Origin of the sequence: Brevibacterium sp. S22, from assembly GCF_004745485.1 — a bacterium.
In the GTDB taxonomy this organism is placed as follows: domain Bacteria; phylum Actinomycetota; class Actinomycetes; order Actinomycetales; family Brevibacteriaceae; genus Brevibacterium.
Window position 1 is genome coordinate 50292 of record NZ_RHFG01000014.1, and the last position, 18559, is coordinate 68850.

Genomic DNA, 18559 nt, shown 5'->3' on the forward strand with positions numbered 1-18559 from the left:
CCTCCTGAAACGCAGCTGATGGACTAAGCTGGGGGCGCACCACCGGCAACTTCAGGAAGGCGGCGCCCAGTGCCGAATGAGGACTTCGTCCACCTCCACGTCCACACCGAATACTCCATGTTGGACGGTGCGGCCCGGCTGGCCGATCTGATGGCGGCGACGAAGGCATCGGGGATGTCCGCGATCGCCACGACCGACCACGGATATCTGTTCGGAGCCTTCGACTTCTGGTCTCAGGCGACCGCCGCCGGAATCAAACCCATCATCGGCGTCGAAGCCTATGTCACCCCGGGCACCGACCGCCGCGACAAGACACGCGTGAAGTGGCGCACCGACGAGTCACAGAAGAGCGACGACCTCTCCGGCGGTGGTCTCTACACACATATGACCCTGCTGTCGCGGAACAACACGGGCATGCGGAACCTCTTCAAGGCATCGTCCTATGCCTCTCTCGACTCGGTGACCGCGAAATGGCCGCGGCTGGACCAGGATCTGCTCGAGACCTATTCCGACGGACTCATCGCCACCACCGGCTGCCCGTCGGGGGAGATCCAGGTGCGTCTGCGCCTTGGCCAGTACGAAGAGGCCAAGGCAGCGGCCGGGAAGTACCGTGAGATCTTCGGTGCGGACAACTACTACGTCGAGCTCATGGACCACGGTCTCTCGATCGAGAAGCGAGTAACGAAGGACCTCATCCGGCTGTCGAAGGAGCTCGACATTCCGCTGGTGGCCACCAACGACCTCCACTACACGCATGAATCGGATGCGAAGGCGCACGAAGCGCTGCTGGCCATCCAATCCGGTTCCAAACTCATCGAGCCCACCTATGATCAGGGCGGTTCGCGCTTCGCCTTCTCCGGCTCCGGCTACTACCTCAAAACGCCTGCGGAGATGCGGTCCCTGTTCAAAGAGTTCCCCGAAGCCTGCGACAACACTCTCGAGATCGCCGAGAAGTGCGAAGTCTCCTTCGACACCTCGGCGAACTATATGCCGAAGTTCCCGTGCCCTCCTGGCGAGGACGAGACCTCATGGCTGATCAAGGAGGTCGCGAAGGGCCTGGACTATCGGTACCCGGGCGGTGTTCCCGACGATGTCCGCAGACAGGCCGACTACGAACTCGACATCATCATCTCGATGGGCTTCCCCGGCTACTTCCTCGTCGTCGCCGACTTCATCAACTGGTCGAAGGACAACGGCATCCGTGTCGGGCCCGGCCGTGGTTCGGGTGCCGGTTCGATGGTGGCCTACGCGATGCGCATCACCGACCTCGATCCGCTTCAGCACGGGCTGTTCTTCGAGCGCTTCCTCAACCCGGACCGTGTGTCCATGCCCGACTTCGACGTGGACTTCGATGATCGTCGCCGCGGCGAGGTCATCGACTATGTGACCGAGAAGTACGGCGATGAGCGTGTGGCGATGATCGTCACGTACGGCACGATCAAAACGAAGATGGCGCTGAAGGACTCCGCCCGCGTGCTCGGCAAACCCTTCTCGATGGGTGAGCGGCTGACGAAGGCGCTGCCGCCGGCGGAGATGGCCAAGGACATTCCGCTCAAGGACATCGAGGACCCGGAGTCCAAGCGCTATAAGGAAGCCGGCGAGTTCCGCGAATTCGTCGACACCGATCCGGAAGCCCGAGAGACCTTCGAGACCGCGAAGGGTCTGGAAGGTCTGAAGCGGCAGTGGGGTGTCCACGCCGCCGGCGTCATCATGTCCTCGGACCCGATCATCGACGTCATTCCGATCATGCGTCGGTTCCAGGACGGTCAGGTCATCACGCAGTTCGACTATCCGACCTCTGAGGGCCTCGGGCTCATCAAGATGGACTTCCTGGGCCTGCGGAACCTCACGATCATCTCCGACGCGGTGGAGAACATCAAGGCCAACCGGGACTTCGACCTCGACCTCGAACATCTGACCCTCGACGACCAAGGTGCCTACGAGCTGCTGTCCCGTGGCGACACCCTCGGCGTGTTCCAGCTCGACGGCGGTGGCCTGCGTGCCCTGCTGCGACTGATGAAGCCCGACAACTTCGAAGACATCTCGGCGACCATTGCGCTCTACCGTCCGGGCCCGATGGGTGCCGATTCTCACACGAATTTCGCACTGCGCAAGAACGGTCTGCAGGAGGTCACCCCGATCCACGCGGAGCTCGAGGAGCCGCTCAAGGAGATCCTCGACACCACCTACGGTCTCATCATCTACCAGGAGCAGGTGATGGCGATCGCGCAGAAGGTCGCCGGCTACTCGCTCGGCCAGGCCGATATCCTCCGTCGTGCGATGGGCAAGAAGAAGAAGTCCGAGCTCGACAAGCAGCAGGTCGGCTTCTTCGGCGGAATGAAGGAACGCGGCTATTCCGAGGCCGCAGCCCAAGCCCTGTGGGACATTCTGCTGCCGTTCTCGGACTACGCGTTCAACAAAGCACACTCCGCCGCCTACGGACTCGTGTCCTACTGGACGGCCTTCCTCAAGGCCCACTACACGGCCGAATACATGGCGGCCCTGCTCACCTCGGTCGGTGACAACAAAGACAAGCTCGCAATCTACCTCAACGAGTGTCGTCGGCTCGGCATCACCGTGCTGCCGCCGGACGTCAATGACTCGGCCCTGCACTTCACCCCGGTCGGCACCGATATCCGCTTCGGCATGGGCGCGGTCCGCAATGTCGGCGCCCATGTCGTCGAAGGCATCGTCGAAGCCCGCAAAGAGAAGGGCGCCTACACCTCGTTCACGGATTTCCTCGACAAGGTGCCCAGCCACGTATGCAACAAGCGCACGATCGAATCGCTCATCAAGGCCGGCGGCTTCGACTCACTCGGGCACAGCCGTCGCTCCCTCGTCGAAGTCCACGAAGAGGCCGTGGACTCCGTCATCGGTGTCAAGCGGCAGGAGGCCAATGGACAGTTCGATCTCTTCGCCGGGCTCGGCGGAGGAGACGACTCACCTGGATTCTCCGTGACCATCCCCGACCGTCCGGAGTGGGAGAAGAAGGAGAAACTGTCGTTCGAACGCGACATGATCGGCCTCTACGTCTCCGACCACCCGCTCAACGGACTCGAAGGCGTCCTGGCCGCCGAATCCGAGGCCTCCATCGCCGAGGTGGTCGATCCGGAATCGCACCGACACGACGGATCCCAGGTCAAGGTCTGCGGAATGATCACGCAGGTCACACGGAAGGTGTCGAAGAACTCCGGACGTCCCTATGCGATCGTGACCGTGGAGGACCTCGAAGCCGAGATCGAAGTGATGTTCTTCGGTGACACCTACGAACCCGTGGCGAGCCTGCTGGCGACCGACCTCGTGATCTCCCTGACCGGACGCATCCGCACCTCCGATGACCGTCCGACCTCACTGATGGCGATGTCGATGACGATTCCCGATGTCACCGACCCCAACGATCGCCCGCTCAACCTGACCATGCCGATGGAGAAGGCGACCGAGGAGATGGCCACGAAGCTGCGACGGATCCTCGAATCCAACAAGGGTCAGACCGACGTCCACATCACCCTGTCCCAGCCGGGACGGCAGACGGTGATGCGTCTTGATCGGTCGATCCGGGTCGACCCGAACCCGAGCCTCTACGGAGACCTGAAGGCGCTGTTGGGCTCCCGCTGCCTCAGCGTCTGAGTCTCAGCTGCATCCCCGCTCACATCTGCTGAGCGGCTGCAGGCAGCGTCTCGCGCAGGCTGTTTCGGTACACCCTTCTCTGAACCGCCCACGTTCTTCGGTGAGCAGTTGAGAGAAGGGCACACCGTTTCGCTGATCGTGCCGTTCGTCCGCACTTCGGGCCGGAAGCCTCCGGTGTTGCTGCGGAGACTAGAATGGTGCGGGTGAACATTCTGGACTTCCGTGGTGAGACCCTCAACAAGCGATTTCTGGCACAGAAGCTGCCGCGAGCCGCCGAGACCCATGCCGATATCGAACGTCGCGTCGCCGAACTGCTCGACACCGTCGCCGCCGACGGAGCGGCCGCGGTGAAGGACTTCACCGAACGCTTCGACGGAGTGCGGCCCGAGGCGCTGCGCGTACCTGAATCGGCGCTGGCCGAAGCCGCGGCCGAACTCGATCCCACGGTCAAGTCCGCGCTCGTCGAATCCATCGCTCGGGCCCGGCAGGTCGCCGCCGACCAGCGCCCCGCCGATGTCCGCACTCAGCTGGCCTCCGGTGCCTTCGTCACCACCCGCCACCTGCCGGTCGAACGCGTCGGACTCTATGTGCCGGGCGGACTGGCCGTGTATCCTTCGACGGTGATCATGAACGTCGTCCCGGCGCAGACAGCCGGTGCGCACTCACTGGCGATCGCCAGCCCGCCCCAGAGCAGCGGTCTGCCGCACCCGACAGTGCTCGCCACCGCACACATCCTCGGCGTGGGCGAAGTCTGGGCGATGGGCGGAGCACAGGCAATCGGCGCCATGGCTTTCGGCTTCGACGACGGAGAGGAACTCGAACCCGTCGACCTCATCACCGGCCCCGGAAACGCCTACGTGGCTGCGGCGAAGTCCCTCGTCCGCTCCCGCGTCGGCATCGACGCGGTCGCCGGGCCTACGGAGATCATCATCCTCGCCGACGACCAGGCCGATCCGCGCTTCGTCGCCGCCGATCTCATCAGCCAGGCCGAACACGATGAACTGGCCGCCTCGGTGCTGGTCACGAACTCTCCCGAACTCGCCGAGGCGGTGCAGCGGGAGCTGGATGTGCAGGTGCCGTCAGCGCAGCACACCGAACGGATCTCCACGGCTCTGGCCGGAAGACAGTCGGCGATCGTGATCGTCGACGACCTCGACGCCGGGATCACCGTGGTCAACGGCTATGCCGGTGAGCACGTCGAGGTCCACACAGCCGATGCCGCAGCGGTCGCGGCACGGATCACGAACGGGGGAGCGATCTTCCTCGGCGATTGGGCACCGGTGTCACTGGGTGACTACTGTGCCGGGTCGAACCATGTGCTGCCCACGATGGGCACCGCCGCTCACGGTTCGGGTCTGGGCGTGCACTCATTCATCAAGGTCAGCCAGGTCATCGACTATGACCGGGAGGCCCTGTCCGAGGTGGCCGAACACATCGGCGTCCTCGCCTCCAGCGAACAGCTGCCGGCCCACGGCCGAGCTGTCGACATCAGGTTCGAGGAGTAGATATGCGTTGTCCGTTCTGCCGTGAGTCCGATTCGCGAGTCGTCGATTCGAGGACCAGTGAAGACGGCGCCGCTATCCGCCGGCGCAGACAATGCCGTCACTGCGGCCGCCGCTTCACCACGATGGAGGCCACGAGCCTGTCGGTGATCAAACGTTCCGGAGTCACCGAGGAGTTCTCCCGGCAGAAGATCATGTCGGGTGTGCGCAAAGCCTGCCAGGGACGCCCGGTCAGCGACGATGATCTCGCGAAGCTCGCGCAGCGGGTGGAGGAGAACATCCGGTCGCGCGGAATCGCCGAGATCGACGCCGACGAAGTCGGTCTGTCGATTCTCGAACCGCTGCGTGAACTCGACCAGGTGGCCTATCTGCGCTTCGCCAGCGTATACCAGGGATTCGACTCGCTCGAAGACTTCGAGGCCGCGATCGATTCGCTGCGTGCCGATGCGCTGCTGCAGTCCGGTCAGACCCGCGAACCCACCCCCGAAGACTTCGCCGACTGAGCGTATCGGAGCGTCCGTGTGACCGGATTCTGAGACCGCTGAGATTTCCGTCAGAAATCTTCGTCTCGAGTACCGGCGTACAGAAATAGTTGTGTAGTATTGAACGTGCGCGCTTCGGCGCGCGGCCGCTTGCGGTTCGGAGGGGAAGCCGAACCCAAGCGGCCTTTCACATTCACCCCACGGCCAAGATTCCCACCCTTGCTACCTGACGGCGGCTCTGCAACCTCGCGCAAGGTTGCAGAGCCGCCGTCAGGTAGCAATTTGGGAGGGGCGGTCAGCCGGCCCGGCGGACCGCCTCGGCGGAGAAGAGTTCGGTCAGCTCCGTGGACATGGAAGCCAGGACGCGCAGTCGTTCCGTCGTTCGTGTCAGCGCCACATAGAGACCTCCGACGCCTGCCTCGCTGTCCGCCGGGGCGATGCGGCCGGGTTCGACGATGATCACCGAATCGAACTCAAGGCCTTTGGCCTGCTGAGGGGTGATGAGGGCGATCTGATGGTCCAAACCCGTGACCGAGCGTCCGAAGTCAAAGTCCACGATCACCTCGGCGATGGGCTCGATGAGCTCCTCATCAGCGATGACAGCGATCTTCCCACCTTCGGCGGCGGAGACCTCGGCCGCAGCCGCCGCAGGGAGGGCAGCCAACATCTCCGACTCGTCTGCGAAGGAATCCAGCTGCGGATCCGAACCTCCCTGGCGCACCGACTCGACGAGTTCGAGCTGAGGGAAATGCCGATGCAGGTACCGGTTGGCCAGATCCATCACCGACTGCGGGGTGCGGTAGGAGACCGTGAGCACCTGAAGGGCGAAACGGTCCCCGACGAACTCGGACAGGATCGACGACCAGGTGCGGGCACTGTCGACCTGCGAGGACTGGGCGAGGTCGCCGACGACGGTGGCCGACTTCGACGGCACACGGCGGAAGAGGACCCGCCACTGCATGGCAGAGAGCTCCTGCGCCTCGTCGACGACGAGGTGGCCGTACGTCCACTCCCGGTCCTCGAGGGCGCGTTCGGCCAGGGTCATCGCCGGTCCCTGCTCCTCCCAGCGGGACGCGAGCATCTCGGCCGAGACCATTCCGCCGGTCTCGGTCATATCGACGACGGCTTCGGCGTATTCGCGGGCCGAATCGTCCCGGGCCTGGGTCTGCTGCGGAGCGGAGCCGAGAAGCTCGGCCAGCTCATCGAGCAGCGGCACATCCTCGACCGTGAACTCATCGCGACCCTGCTCGAGCAGAATCGTCTGCTCGGCCGGGCTGAGGAGCCTGCGCGCGGCGGCCTGAAGCTTGTGCGGTCTGCCCAGAAGGGCCCGCAGGGCCGCGCCGGGGGCGATGGGGAACCAAGCGAGGTTGAGGGCGCGACGGACGTCGATTGAAGAGCGCAGATCCTCGAGCAGCTCGGGCAGCCGGTCTCCGGCCGAATCCATTCCCATCTCCCGGGCAAGATCCTCGGCGAGGGTCTTCAACAGCCCGGTGACGAAGCCGGTGCGAGCGGCATTGTGGGGATCTCCGCTGCGACGGGCCCGATCGCGCGCGGACTGGACGTCGCGGCGACGCAGCACGATCGTGTGCGAACGCACCCGCATCTCGACGTCGTGGTCTGGGATGCGCTGGTAGTTCGCAACGTGGTTCTTCAGCACTCGGGCCATGACGGAGCGGCCCTTGATCTCGGCGACGGCCGGTGCATCGGTGGCATCCGTCTCGAGTCCGGGGTAGAGCTGGCCCGGGGTGAGCAGGACGGCCCCGGTCTCGCCGAGGCTGGGCAGGACCTTCTCGATGTACTTGAGGAACACCGTCGACGGGCCGACGAGGAGGACGCCCGATTTCGCGATGCGCTCCCGGTGTCGGTAGAGCAGGAATGCGGCACGGTGGAGGGCGACCGCGGTCTTGCCGGTGCCTGGTCCGCCCTGGACGACGAGGACGCCGGAGAGCGGACGGCGGATGATCGCGTCCTGTTCGGCCTGGATGGTTGCGACGATATCGCCCATCCGACCGGTGCGGTGAGTCGTCAGCGCGGCGAGCAGAGCGCCCTCGCCCTGCAGGTTCGACCGCTGAGCATCGTCGAGCGCGTCGATGTCGAGCACATCGTCTTCGATGCCGGTGACCAACCGGTTCGCGGTGACGAGGTGACGGCGACGGGCGATCCCATCGGGATTGGCGGCAGTCGACTGGTAGAAGCGCTCGGCGGCAGGGGCTCTCCAATCGATGAGGATCTGCTGTCGCTGTTCGTCGGTGAGTCCGATGCGACCGATATACGTGGGGGCGTCTTCGTCGACGATGTCGAGACGACCGAAGCACAGTCCCTCCTCGGCGCTGTCGAGGCGGATGAGCTGATCTTCGTACAGTGTGGCGAAGGCATCGCGTTCGGTGCGATGCTGATGATTGCCTCCGACCTCGGAGATCCTCACCGTGCCCAGGCGGGCCGTCGCCTCCTCTCGGAGCTCATCGAGGCGGGCATAGAGCTCGTCGAGCTTGGTCTGCTCAACACGAATTTCTGAAGTTTCGGTCATCTCACCTTCTTGGGTCGGCATTCAATTATGCCGAACTTTCCCCGGCGTCTGTAGTCGCAACGTCATTTCGCACCGGGGCGTACCTCACATTCGCACTGCGGGCGCACCAGCATCTCCACCTGGGACAGGCAGGCGCGGTTGTCTCAGACCAGGGCGCAGGCAGGCGCGGGAATCAGAGACCGAGGCGGGAGCGCAGGCCGGCTCCGGCCAGGAATGTCGCAGAAGAGGCGGCGGTGCGCAGACTGCGGTCGAGACCGGCGATATCCGGCGGAGTATTGGATGCGAGGACGACGACGTTGCCGCGTCGACGTCCTTTGAGGATCGCCGGTTCCGTCGCTGCCGCCAGGTGTGCGAAGTGTTCGCCGAGGCCGCGCAGCTCGGACCGGAGGATGTGGTGGTCACCGCTGTCGGGGACGTTGGCGATATAGATGCCGGAGTCCTTGACCGCCTCGGCGCAGGAGGCGAAGAACTCAGCTGTCTGCAGGGACGACGGGACCGAGTCGTGATCGAAGGCGTCCCGGACGAGGACGTCGAGGGCATCGGGCCGGAACTTCCCGATCTCCACAGCACCGTCACCGGCACGCAGAGCCAGGGCGGGGGAGCGGGGCAGGTCGAACCACTCGCGCGCGAAGTCGAGCAGCTTGGCGTCGATGTCGATCGCCGTCTGCTTCGACCCGGGCCGTGCCGAATCGAGGGCCCGAGCCAGAGCACAGCCGGCGGCACCGATATGGGCGGCCCGCAGCGATCCGGCGGGGAGTTCGACGTCGATGATCCGACGCATCCAATCCAGGTACTCGAAGTCCAATCGCTGCGGATCACTGAGAGTGATCGATGAGGAGGGGACCCCATTGACATGGAGGACGTAGGAATCGGCCTCACCGTCGAGCTTCTCCAACCGGGCCTCGCCCGTCGAGATGTCGACCACTTGAGAACCAGGAGCTGTGTATATCCGTCTCTTCGCCACCCCTCACTTGTATGTCAGCGAGGGCCTGGAGGCAATTCGGCCCTGATTGACGTGGGGAGGACGATCACGACTCGCCCATCAGTGCGCTGTGGACCAGTTCGGGTCGTCCACAGGCGAAGAGCGGGCTCTGGAGGAATCGGCTCGGTATCGGCTGGAGTGGAAAACCACCGCCGCCGCAGGCGCCATCCCAAGCACGGGAACAGCTCCAGCCGTCACGATGCACCGCGACCAACACGCTCCACCCCGACCAAGGAGGACACAATGAAGACACCGGCCCGCACACCCGAAGACATCATCGGAATCATCCCCCACAATCTGGGCTACACCCCGCGGCGCAGTCTCGTCGCCGTCATCGTCGGCACCGAGAAGAATGGTGGCCAGGCCAGTTCGACGACGCTGCGCATCGACTTCGACCGGGAGAGCGCGGCACAGACTCTGGCCGAAGGCGGCGGCTGGTACGCCGACCTCATCATGCGCGCCTGCACGGTCACCGGCGTCTTCCTCGTCCTCTACGACGATGACTACCAGCCGATCAGTGCCTTCGGGGCCGGTGCCGACTCCGAATACGCCGAGGTCCACCGTGGCCTCATCCGGGCGGCGATCGACGAACTGGCCGTGGCATTCGCCGCCAGAAGCGTCGACACGCTCAGTGCTTGGTGGGTCAATCAGGACCACTTCGGGCGCATCGATGAGGACGGATACGACTGCACACCACTGATCGAGGCGACCACCTCGGCGTGTGCCACGGAACTCGTCGCCGGCGGATCCAATCCGGTCGCCGACCCCGAGGATCTGGTCATCTCCCCGATGCCGGCCGAGGCCTTTGCCGACAGTCGCCGTGGACATGCTCAGGAGTGGATGGGCACCGATGAGGCCTTCACGATCCTCGCCGACGTCTATCCGCGGCTGGAAACGATGCGACACGAGGACGAACCGTTCGACAAGGTGCGCATCCACGACCTGATGGACCTGCCGACCGTGATGGCATTCGATACCCTGCTCGTCGAGATCTGGTCCCGTGACGCCGTTGAGATGATCCTCAGCTTCGACCACCCCGACTTCCCGCCCTCCCTGGTCAGGGAACTCGACGGCGACGGACTCTGTGCGATGAGCCGACGCGTCGTGGCCCAGACTCACGCCGCCCAGCAGCTCGTCGGACTCTCATCCCGAGCACCCCAGCCGCGAGACATCCTGCTCACCATCGCCTTCCTCAAGGTCTATCTGCAGGCCGGACACCCGCAGGCACGCGCCAACACCTATGCCGTCATCGCCTGGTTCGAATGGGCATTGGGCGGGTCGACGATGGCGCTGAATTATGCGCTGGCCGCCGTCGAACTCGAATCCGAGCACGGTCTGGCCGAACTCATCATCAGTGCTGTGAACATGGGGTGCCTGCCTCGGTGGCTGACGGAGACGCAGCGTTCGACCATCTGAGGACTCGGCGAGCGGGAACAGTCTTGCGGGTCCCAGTGTTCTCATGGGCAGACCGGGCGGATCGCCTCGGAGTCTTCTGGGGCCGATTCGCAAAGCCGGGAATAACGTGAGAAAATTAAGCGTTGACCCAGTCATTGCACGATGGGCGGACTATGCGTTCGCCCCGGACCGCACGCGGACCACTTGACTTGGGTCTTAGTACTGTCCGAATGCATGGGGAAGTTTCAACGCTCGCGAAAGGTGAACACGTGCCCAGAGTCGACAAGGAATCCACAACGGTGACGGAGAAGTCGGAGGGAACGGCCGGCACGACCCCGACCGGTGGATCCAAGACCGCTGCGGCGTCGAAGTCCACTGCGAAGAAGACGACCGCCGGCGGAGCCAAGAAGGCAGCGACCGAGACAGCTGCGTCGAAGAAGACGACCGCTGCGAAGAAGACGACCGCCGCCAAGACCGCTGAGACCAAGTCGACGGCGACGAAGACCGAAGCGAAGTCGACGGCTGCTCCGAAGAAGACCACGACGAAGGCCACCGCCGCCAAGGAAGCCAAGAAGGCGACCAAGGAGAAGAAGGCCGACGACGTTATCGACACCACCGAGGAGGTCGAACCGGCTGCGGACGCCCTGGCCACAGAGGAGAGCCCCGCCGAGGCGACCGAGACGAAGAACTCGGAGGAGAAGGAGAAGAACGCCGCCGTGGCCGAGGCCGGAGGCTTCATCGTCTCCGACGCCGACGAAGAAGATGCACCTGCCCAGCAGGTCGTCTCCGCCGGTGCGACCGCTGATCCGGTCAAGGACTACCTCAAGCAGATCGGCAAGGTGGCACTGCTCAACGCCGCCGAGGAGGTCGACCTGGCCAAGCGCATCGAGGCCGGAATGTACGCCGAGCACCTGCTCGACGGCGGAGAGGTGACCGAGCCTCGCGAAACGATGGACTACAAGTGGATCATCCACGACGGTCGCATCGCGAAGAACCATCTGTTGGAGGCCAACCTCCGACTCGTCGTGTCCCTGGCCAAGCGCTACACCGGCCGTGGAATGCTCTTCCTCGACCTCATCCAGGAAGGCAACCTCGGACTCATCCGCGCCGTCGAGAAGTTCGACTACACAAAGGGCTTCAAGTTCTCGACCTACGCCACGTGGTGGATCCGTCAGGCCATCACCCGCGCAATGGCCGATCAGGCCCGTACGATCCGCATTCCGGTGCACATGGTCGAGGTCATCAACAAACTCGCCCGCGTACAGCGCCAGATGCTGCAGGACCTCGGTCGCGAACCGCTTCCGGAAGAGCTCGCGAAGGAACTCGACATGACGCCCGAGCGCGTCGTCGAGGTTCAGAAGTACGGTCGCGAACCCATCTCGCTGCACACTCCGCTGGGCGAAGACGGCGACTCGGAATTCGGCGACCTCATCGAGGACTCCGAAGCCGTTGTGCCCTCAGACTCGGTGAGCTTCACCCTCCTCCAGGAGCAGCTGCACTCCGTGCTCGACACGCTCTCGGAACGTGAGGCTGGAGTGGTGTCCATGCGGTTCGGACTCAACGACGGCCAGCCGAAGACCCTCGACGAGATCGGCAAGGTCTACGGCGTCACGCGGGAGCGCATCCGCCAGATAGAGTCGAAGACGATGGCCAAGCTGCGCCATCCGTCCCGCTCACAGGTGCTGCGCGACTACCTCGACTGAGGTTCGTCTCGACCGGTTCATCCTCGAGTCGAGGCCCGCGAACGCCCCTGGAGACTTCCCAGGGGCGTTCGGCGTTCCCGGTCCATGACGATGAGCTGCTCGAGGGCCGGAATCGGACACACCGTGTCCGATTCAGAACCAGTCGACGATGCCGTCGAACAGGGCATCGGCGTACTTCCGCTGCCCGGACTTCGACTCCATGACCTTCGCTTCGGAACGGTTGCGCATCTCTCCGCATTCGACGATGACGGCGGGAACGGAGGCATTGTTCAACCCGGCGAGGTCCGGTCGCCGGCTGATCGCCGCCTTTCCGTAGGCCTTGTTCGCGGTGAACTCCTCGCCCATCGACTTCCCCACGGATTTCGCCAGATCCACGGAGGCCGCCTCGGTCTTCTCGTCTTCTCCGGGATCGGCCACGATGATGTGGTAGCCCTTCACCGAGCTCGACTCGCTGCCGTTGGCGTGGATGCTCACGAGCAGGTCCGCATCGTCGGCGAAGGTTCCGCGCTCATCCACACATGGCCCCACTCCCTTGTTGTCCTTACGGCTGAGGACGACCTCTGCTCCGGCGTCGGTCAGCGACGTCTTCAGCTTCTTCGCCACCGACCATGTGAAATCGGCTTCCGGATAATCCGAGTTCGTCGACGTGCCCGTGGTGTTGCACGCCTTGGTCCCGCCCCGGCCGTCCGGAACTTCCCGATTGATCTCCTCCGGGTGCGCTGCATTGCCGCCGTTGTGCCCAGGATCGAGCGCAATGACCTTCCCCTTCAGATCCGCGTCGGCTGCCTGCGCCGAGGTGGTCTCACCCGCGGTCCCGGCATCTTCGGGACCTCCGCCGGCCGACGCCGACTGACCGGCGGTCTCAGCCCTCTCAGTCGCCTGCCCCGGTGCCGACGAGTCGTGGGAACAGGCCGTCAGACCGGGGAGGCAGAGACCAGCAGAGGCGAGGAGGCTCGGCACGAGCAGGCGATGACGCATGGACCCATTGTTTCAGCTCTGCGGCAGTTCGTCCGGATCGGTTCCCGACACGACCCGCCGAGAATAGGGTCCTGAGCCCCCAGCGATTAGAATTTAATCGAACGAGAGGAATTGTGTGGAAGACGAAAGCTACGGCGCCAGGCACCTGTCCGTCCTGTCCGGTCTTGAGGCGGTTCGCAAACGACCCGGCATGTACATCGGCACGACCGATTCCCGCGGTCTCATGCACTGCCTGTGGGAGATCATCGACAACTGCGTCGATGAGGCCCTCGGCGGTTTCGGATCCGAGATCCTCATCGAACTCGCCGCCGACGGCTCGGTGGCGGTCACCGACAAGGGCCGCGGCATCCCCGTCGACATCGAACCGAAGACCGGCCTGACCGGAGTCGAGGTCGTCATGACCAAGCTCCACGCCGGCGGTAAGTTCGGCGGCTCGTCCTACGCCGCCTCAGGTGGTCTGCACGGTGTCGGCGCTTCGGTCGTCAACGCTCTGTCGGCACGCCTCGACGTCGAGGTCACCCGCGGATCGAAGGTGCACAAGATGTCCTTCCGCCGAGGTGTGCCGGGACGCTTCGACGACTCGTCCGGCACCCCGAGCCCGGACAACCCGTTCGAGGCCTTCCAGGAGCCGACCGGTCTCGACATCGTCGGCAAGGCCAAGCGCGGTGCCACAGGCACTCGCGTCCAGTACTGGGCCGATCCGCAGATCTTCCTCGCCAAGGCCCAGTTCGACTATCCGCATCTGGTCGAACGCGCCCGCCAGACCGCGTTCCTCGTTCCCGGCCTCGAACTGCGCATCGTCGATCGTCGCGGGGTCGCCCGCGACGAGACCGGTGCCGTCATCGAAGAGCGTGAAGAGGTGTTCAAGTTCGACGGCGGAATCACCGAATTCGTCGACCACCTCTCCATCGACCCGCCGATCACCGACACGTGGCGATTGCAGAACACCGGCACGTTCAAGGAGACCGTTCCGGTTCTCAACTCCTCGGGTCACCTCGAGTCCAAGGAAGTCGAACGCGAGGTCGGTATCGATATCGCACTGCGCTGGGGGACCGGCTACGACACGAAGCTGAAGTCCTTCGTCAACGTCGTCGCCACACCGCAGGGCGGCACCCACCTCGCCGGGTTCGAACAGGCCTGCTTGAAGGCGATGCGCAAGGCCGTCGACGCCAACGCGCGCAAGCTCAAGGTCGGCAAGGACAAGCTTGAGAAAGACGATGTGCTCGCCGGCATCACCGCCGTGGTCACCGTGCAGCTGGCCGAACCCCAGTTCGAGGGGCAGACCAAAGAGGTCCTCGGCACTGCCGCAGTGCGACAGATCGTGGCAAAGACCGTCGAGACACAGCTCGGCGATGTGCTCGCCTCGGCCAAACGTGCCGAGAAGCTGCAGGCCGCGGTTCTCATGGAGAAGGTCGTGGCCGAGATGAAGTCACGCATCTCTGCCCGCACCCACAAGGAGAATCAGCGACGCAAGACCGCGTTGGAAGCCTCCTCGCTGCCGGCGAAGCTCTACGACTGCCGCGACAACGGAGTGGAGAACACAGAACTGTTCATCGTTGAGGGCGACTCGGCGATGGGCACGGCGAAGGCCGCCCGCAACTCCGACCACCAGGCGCTGTTCCCCATCCGCGGGAAGATCCTCAACGTGCAGAAGGCGACTTTGGCCGACATGCTCGCCAATGTCGAGTGCTCAGCGCTCATTCAGGTCATCGGCGCCGGTTCAGGGCGCAGCTTCGATATCGACGCCGCCCGATACGGTCGAGTCGTCATCATGACCGATGCTGATGTCGACGGTGCCCACATCCGCACTCTGCTGCTCACCCTGTTCTTCCGGTACATGAAGCCGTTGGTCGAAGCCGGGCGCGTGTTCGCCGCTGTGCCGCCGCTGCACCGAGTCGAGGTCGTGACGAAGCGCGGAACGCCCAATGACATCGTCTACACCTACACCGAAGCGGAACTCCACGCTCTGCTGAAGAAGCTCGAGAAGCAGAAGAAGACCTACAAGGAACCCATTCAGCGCTACAAGGGCCTCGGGGAGATGGACGCCGACCAGCTGGCCGAGACGACCATGGACCCGAGCATGCGCACCCTGCGCCGGGTGACGATGGCCGATGCCGAGATGGCGGAGAACACCTTCGAACTCCTCATGGGATCGTCGGTCGGTCCGCGCAAGGAATTCATCGTCTCCGGTGCCGCTGCCCTCGACGCCGAACGCATCGACAGCTGAACCAGTCCGGGCGCTCTGAGCCCGGGCCGCTCGACGGCCTGGGCTCAGATGCCGAATGCGGACGGTGTGATGATGAGCAGAGTCGGCAGGAGAAGAAGCAGCACGGCCAGTCCGATCGACATCAGCCGCACGGGGATCCGCGCCGGATCCAAGGGATGTGACAGCCGTCGGATGCGCTGGGCGGACAGGTCGCTGCGGTGTTCGGGACTGATCTCTGCGGCCGAACTCACCGCCTGAGCCAGGATCTGCGGATCGACATGGTCGCGAGCCTGATCATCGGCCATGAGTTCGATGAGCCGATTCACCGAATTCAACCCGATCGCAGTGGCGGAGAAGTACGGCAGGGCCCGATGCCACGCGGCAAATGGAATGACGAGCACATCGTGCCGGAAATCCAGATGCGCCCTCTCATGGGCGATGACGGCAGTGCGCTCATCCTCGTCGAGAGCCCTGAGCAGACCGGTCGACAGAACCGCAGTGCCCTTCCGGGGTCCCTTGGGCAGACAGTAGGCAACGGCTTCATCGGTGGTGATGATGCGGGTGTCGGGATACGTGATCGACGGTTCGCTGAGCAGATGCAGGATCTCGTCGTGGCGCAGACGAGTCTTCCGCGCCGAATAGAGAGTCAGGACCAGGCAGCCGAGCAGCCGACCGATGAGGAGCATGGCGATGACGAGGAAGATCCACGCCAGGAGCGACAGCTGGGTGTGGTCCTTGCCGCGCATGAGGTCGAAGAGTCCCTGTGGAAGACTCGTCGTTCCCGGGGCCACGGCGAAGGCGAGGGCAGCGCCGATGAGAGACAGTCCTCCCGAGAGTCCGACAGCCTGCCAGAGGACGACCTCGGAGATCGGATCACCACGAAAGCGGGACAGTGCCGCAGGAACGGGCCATGCCAGCAGAAATGCCAGCACGGCCAGAACGATTCCCACGATGGTCATTGAGGTGACCGACCTGATTCAGGACTGCGTCGAGTGATTGCGCCCGAGCAGATTGCGCAGCGCCTTGGTGTCAGCCTCCGAGACTGTGCCGAGGAAGCGTGCGAGGACGGCCTGACGATCCGGTGCCTGAGACAGCATCTCGGTCATCAGCTCCGCCACATGATCCTCACGGGTCGAGACCGCAATATAGCGGTGCGGACGGATGCTGCGATCACGAGTGACGAAGCCCTTCTTCTCGAGTCGAGACAGGACCGTATGGACCGTTGTCAGCGCGAGCTCGCGGTCCGAGAGGACTTCGCGGAGTTCGGCGGCACTCAACCCGTCGTCATGGACCCAGATGGCGTCCATGACGCTGCGTTCGAGTTCACCCAGTGTTCCCACAGTTCTTTCGCCCTCAGTTTCTTTGTCGGTCTGATTGCTCCAGTATATCTCTACAGACTGTCGAATTCCACACAGGCGCCCGGGAGTCTGCGGTTCGACGATCCTGGTCGGGCGTGCTGTCAAGAAGGCATACTTGGAACCGGGAGTCTTGAATGATGAAACCGCAAGGATGCTGTTTCTACGGACTGTAGAATTCTACGTGACGTAGAAACATTGCTCTCGTGAAACCTGAATGGAGCACCCATGGAGCTGGACCCGGTCCTCATCGGACGGTGGCAATTCGGAATCACAACGGTCTACCACTTCTGGATGGTGCCGTTGACTCTAGGGCTCGGCATGCTCGTGGCAGTCCTGCAGACGATCTACCATCGCACCGGCAACGAGGTGTATCTGCGGAGCACGAAGTTCTTCGGCAAGCTCTTCCTCATCAACTTCATCATGGGTGTGGCCACCGGCCTGGTCCAGGAATTCCAGTTCGGTATGGCCTGGAGCGAATACTCTCGCTTCGTCGGTGACGTCTTCGGAGCCCCCTTGGCGCTGGAGGCGCTGCTGGCCTTCTTCCTCGAATCGACCTTCCTCGGCCTGTGGATCTTCGGCTGGGGTCGCCTGCCTCGCGCAGTCCACCTCGGCTCTCTGTGGTTGGCCGTCATCGGCACGTGGCTCTCGGCCTACTTCATCATCGTCGCGAACTCCTGGATGCAGCATCCCGTCGGCGTCGAACTGGTCGACGGTCGACCCGTGATGACCGACGTCTGGGCGGTGCTCGGCAACAACACGGCCATCGCCGCATTCACACACACGATCTTCGGTGCCCTGGCCGTCGGCGGATCCTTCCTCCTCGGAATCTCCTGGTACCACCTCTACCACCGGCGCAAGGCCGGAATCGACACAGTCGGAACCGACGGCAAGGTTCTCGTCGGCTCGTCGAAGGAGCTGCCCGGACGGGACAAGACGGATCACGCGGTGTGGATCAAGTCCCTGCGACTCGGCGCCGTCGTCGGCGTCATCGCCTTCGCCGGTGTCTCGATCACCGGTGACGTCCAAGCCAAGCTGATGTTCGAGCAGCAGCCGATGAAGATGGCCTCCGCCGAGGCGGCCTGCCACGACGGCACCCAATTCTCGGTGCTCACGATCGCCGACCCCTCCTCGAACGACTGCGACGGAGTCCAGAACATCTTCGAGATCCCCGGTCTGCTGTCCTTCTTGGCCAACGGTGACTTCGACACCCCGGTCCACGGTGTCACGACCCTGCTGCCCGAATACCAGGAGCGCTACGGCACCCATATCCCCGATGATCCGCGGTACGGCGAACATGCCGGCGAACCGGTCGACTACCAGCCGATCATGATCGTCACCTACTGGGGATTCCGGATGATGATCGGCTTCGGCGCTCTGGCCGCCGGCGTCTGCGTCATCGGTCTGTGGCTGGCCCGGAAGGGCACGGTGCCCGAGTCGAAGTGGCTCAGCTGCGGATTCGTCCTGGCCATCACGGCGCCGTTCCTCGCGAACTCGGCCGGGTGGATCTTCACCGAGATGGGGCGTCAGCCCTTCGTCGTCGCACCGAACCCGGCACAGCTCGACGGGGTGTACATGTACACGCAGGCGGCGCTGTCACCCGAGGTGACACCGGCGATGCTGCTGTTCTCACTGATCAGCCTCACCTCCGTCTACGGGATTCTGATGGTCGTCGAACTGCGTCTGATCACGAAGTACGTCAAGGGCGGAGTCGCCTCGGCGATGCCTGAGCTCGACCAGACGAATACGAAACCCACGATCACCGACAACGGCGACGACGTCCTGTCGTTCGCGTACTGAGG

12 protein-coding genes are annotated in these 18559 nt (G+C 63.9%); 7 read left to right on the forward strand and 5 right to left on the reverse strand.

What is annotated here, in order from left to right; all coding sequences use genetic code 11:
- The first annotated feature begins 69 nt into the window (after positions 1-69).
- From dnaE to nrdR, 3 genes are all read left to right on the forward strand, one after another.
- Entirely contained in the window at positions 70-3627 is a 3558-nt protein-coding gene (dnaE, locus tag EB835_RS12470; RefSeq protein ID WP_135809797.1) for a DNA polymerase III subunit alpha, read from the forward strand.
- Between the two features lie 194 nt (positions 3628-3821).
- On the forward strand, positions 3822-5132 hold the full coding sequence (gene hisD / locus EB835_RS12475; RefSeq protein WP_135809798.1) for a histidinol dehydrogenase: 1311 nt from the start codon (positions 3822-3824) through the stop codon (positions 5130-5132).
- Between the two features lie 2 nt (positions 5133-5134).
- Positions 5135-5632, forward strand: coding sequence for a transcriptional regulator NrdR (nrdR, locus tag EB835_RS12480; protein WP_135809799.1), 498 nt, complete (start codon positions 5135-5137; stop codon positions 5630-5632).
- A 274-nt stretch (positions 5633-5906) separates the two neighbouring features.
- On the opposite strand, the gene EB835_RS12485 is transcribed toward nrdR, so the two are convergent.
- Both EB835_RS12485 and EB835_RS12490 read right to left on the reverse strand, forming a co-directional pair.
- Complete coding sequence (locus tag EB835_RS12485; protein WP_135809800.1) at positions 5907-8138, reverse strand: HelD family protein; 2232 nt, start codon at positions 8136-8138, stop codon at positions 5907-5909.
- Between the two features lie 172 nt (positions 8139-8310).
- Positions 8311-9063: a spermidine synthase gene (locus EB835_RS12490; protein WP_240688721.1), complete on the reverse strand. Its 753-nt coding sequence runs from the start codon at positions 9061-9063 to the stop codon at positions 8311-8313.
- A gap of 300 nt (positions 9064-9363) precedes the next feature.
- On the opposite strand from EB835_RS12490, the gene EB835_RS12495 reads away from it, so the two are divergent.
- Together EB835_RS12495 and EB835_RS12500 are read left to right on the forward strand one after the other, a co-directional pair.
- The gene (locus EB835_RS12495) at positions 9364-10536 is read left to right on the forward strand and encodes a DUF4192 family protein (protein WP_168216726.1); all 1173 of its coding nucleotides are present in this window, start codon (positions 9364-9366) and stop codon (positions 10534-10536) included.
- Positions 10537-10784: 248 nt separating this feature from the next.
- Entirely contained in the window at positions 10785-12218 is a 1434-nt protein-coding gene (locus tag EB835_RS12500; RefSeq protein WP_240688722.1) for an RNA polymerase sigma factor, read from the forward strand.
- Between the two features lie 132 nt (positions 12219-12350).
- On the opposite strand, the gene EB835_RS12505 is transcribed toward EB835_RS12500, so the two are convergent.
- Positions 12351-13196, reverse strand: coding sequence for an N-acetylmuramoyl-L-alanine amidase (locus EB835_RS12505; RefSeq protein ID WP_135809804.1), 846 nt, complete (start codon positions 13194-13196; stop codon positions 12351-12353).
- 115 nt (positions 13197-13311) lie between these two features.
- Here EB835_RS12505 and EB835_RS12510 point away from each other — a divergent pair, with 115 nt between their 5' ends.
- A complete protein-coding gene (locus EB835_RS12510) occupies positions 13312-15423 on the forward strand; it encodes a DNA gyrase/topoisomerase IV subunit B (protein WP_135809805.1) in 2112 nt (703 codons plus the stop codon).
- Between the two features lie 44 nt (positions 15424-15467).
- Here EB835_RS12510 and EB835_RS12515 read toward each other — a convergent pair whose 3' ends face one another.
- Together EB835_RS12515 and EB835_RS12520 are read right to left on the reverse strand one after the other, a co-directional pair.
- Positions 15468-16361: a M56 family metallopeptidase gene (locus EB835_RS12515; RefSeq protein WP_135809806.1), complete on the reverse strand. Its 894-nt coding sequence runs from the start codon at positions 16359-16361 to the stop codon at positions 15468-15470.
- 18 nt (positions 16362-16379) lie between these two features.
- Complete coding sequence (locus tag EB835_RS12520) at positions 16380-16742, reverse strand: BlaI/MecI/CopY family transcriptional regulator (RefSeq protein WP_039210305.1); 363 nt, start codon at positions 16740-16742, stop codon at positions 16380-16382.
- A gap of 243 nt (positions 16743-16985) precedes the next feature.
- On the opposite strand from EB835_RS12520, the gene EB835_RS12525 reads away from it, so the two are divergent.
- Positions 16986-18557, forward strand: coding sequence for a cytochrome ubiquinol oxidase subunit I (locus tag EB835_RS12525; protein ID WP_240688723.1), 1572 nt, complete (start codon positions 16986-16988; stop codon positions 18555-18557).
- The last annotated feature ends 2 nt before the right edge of the window (positions 18558-18559 follow it).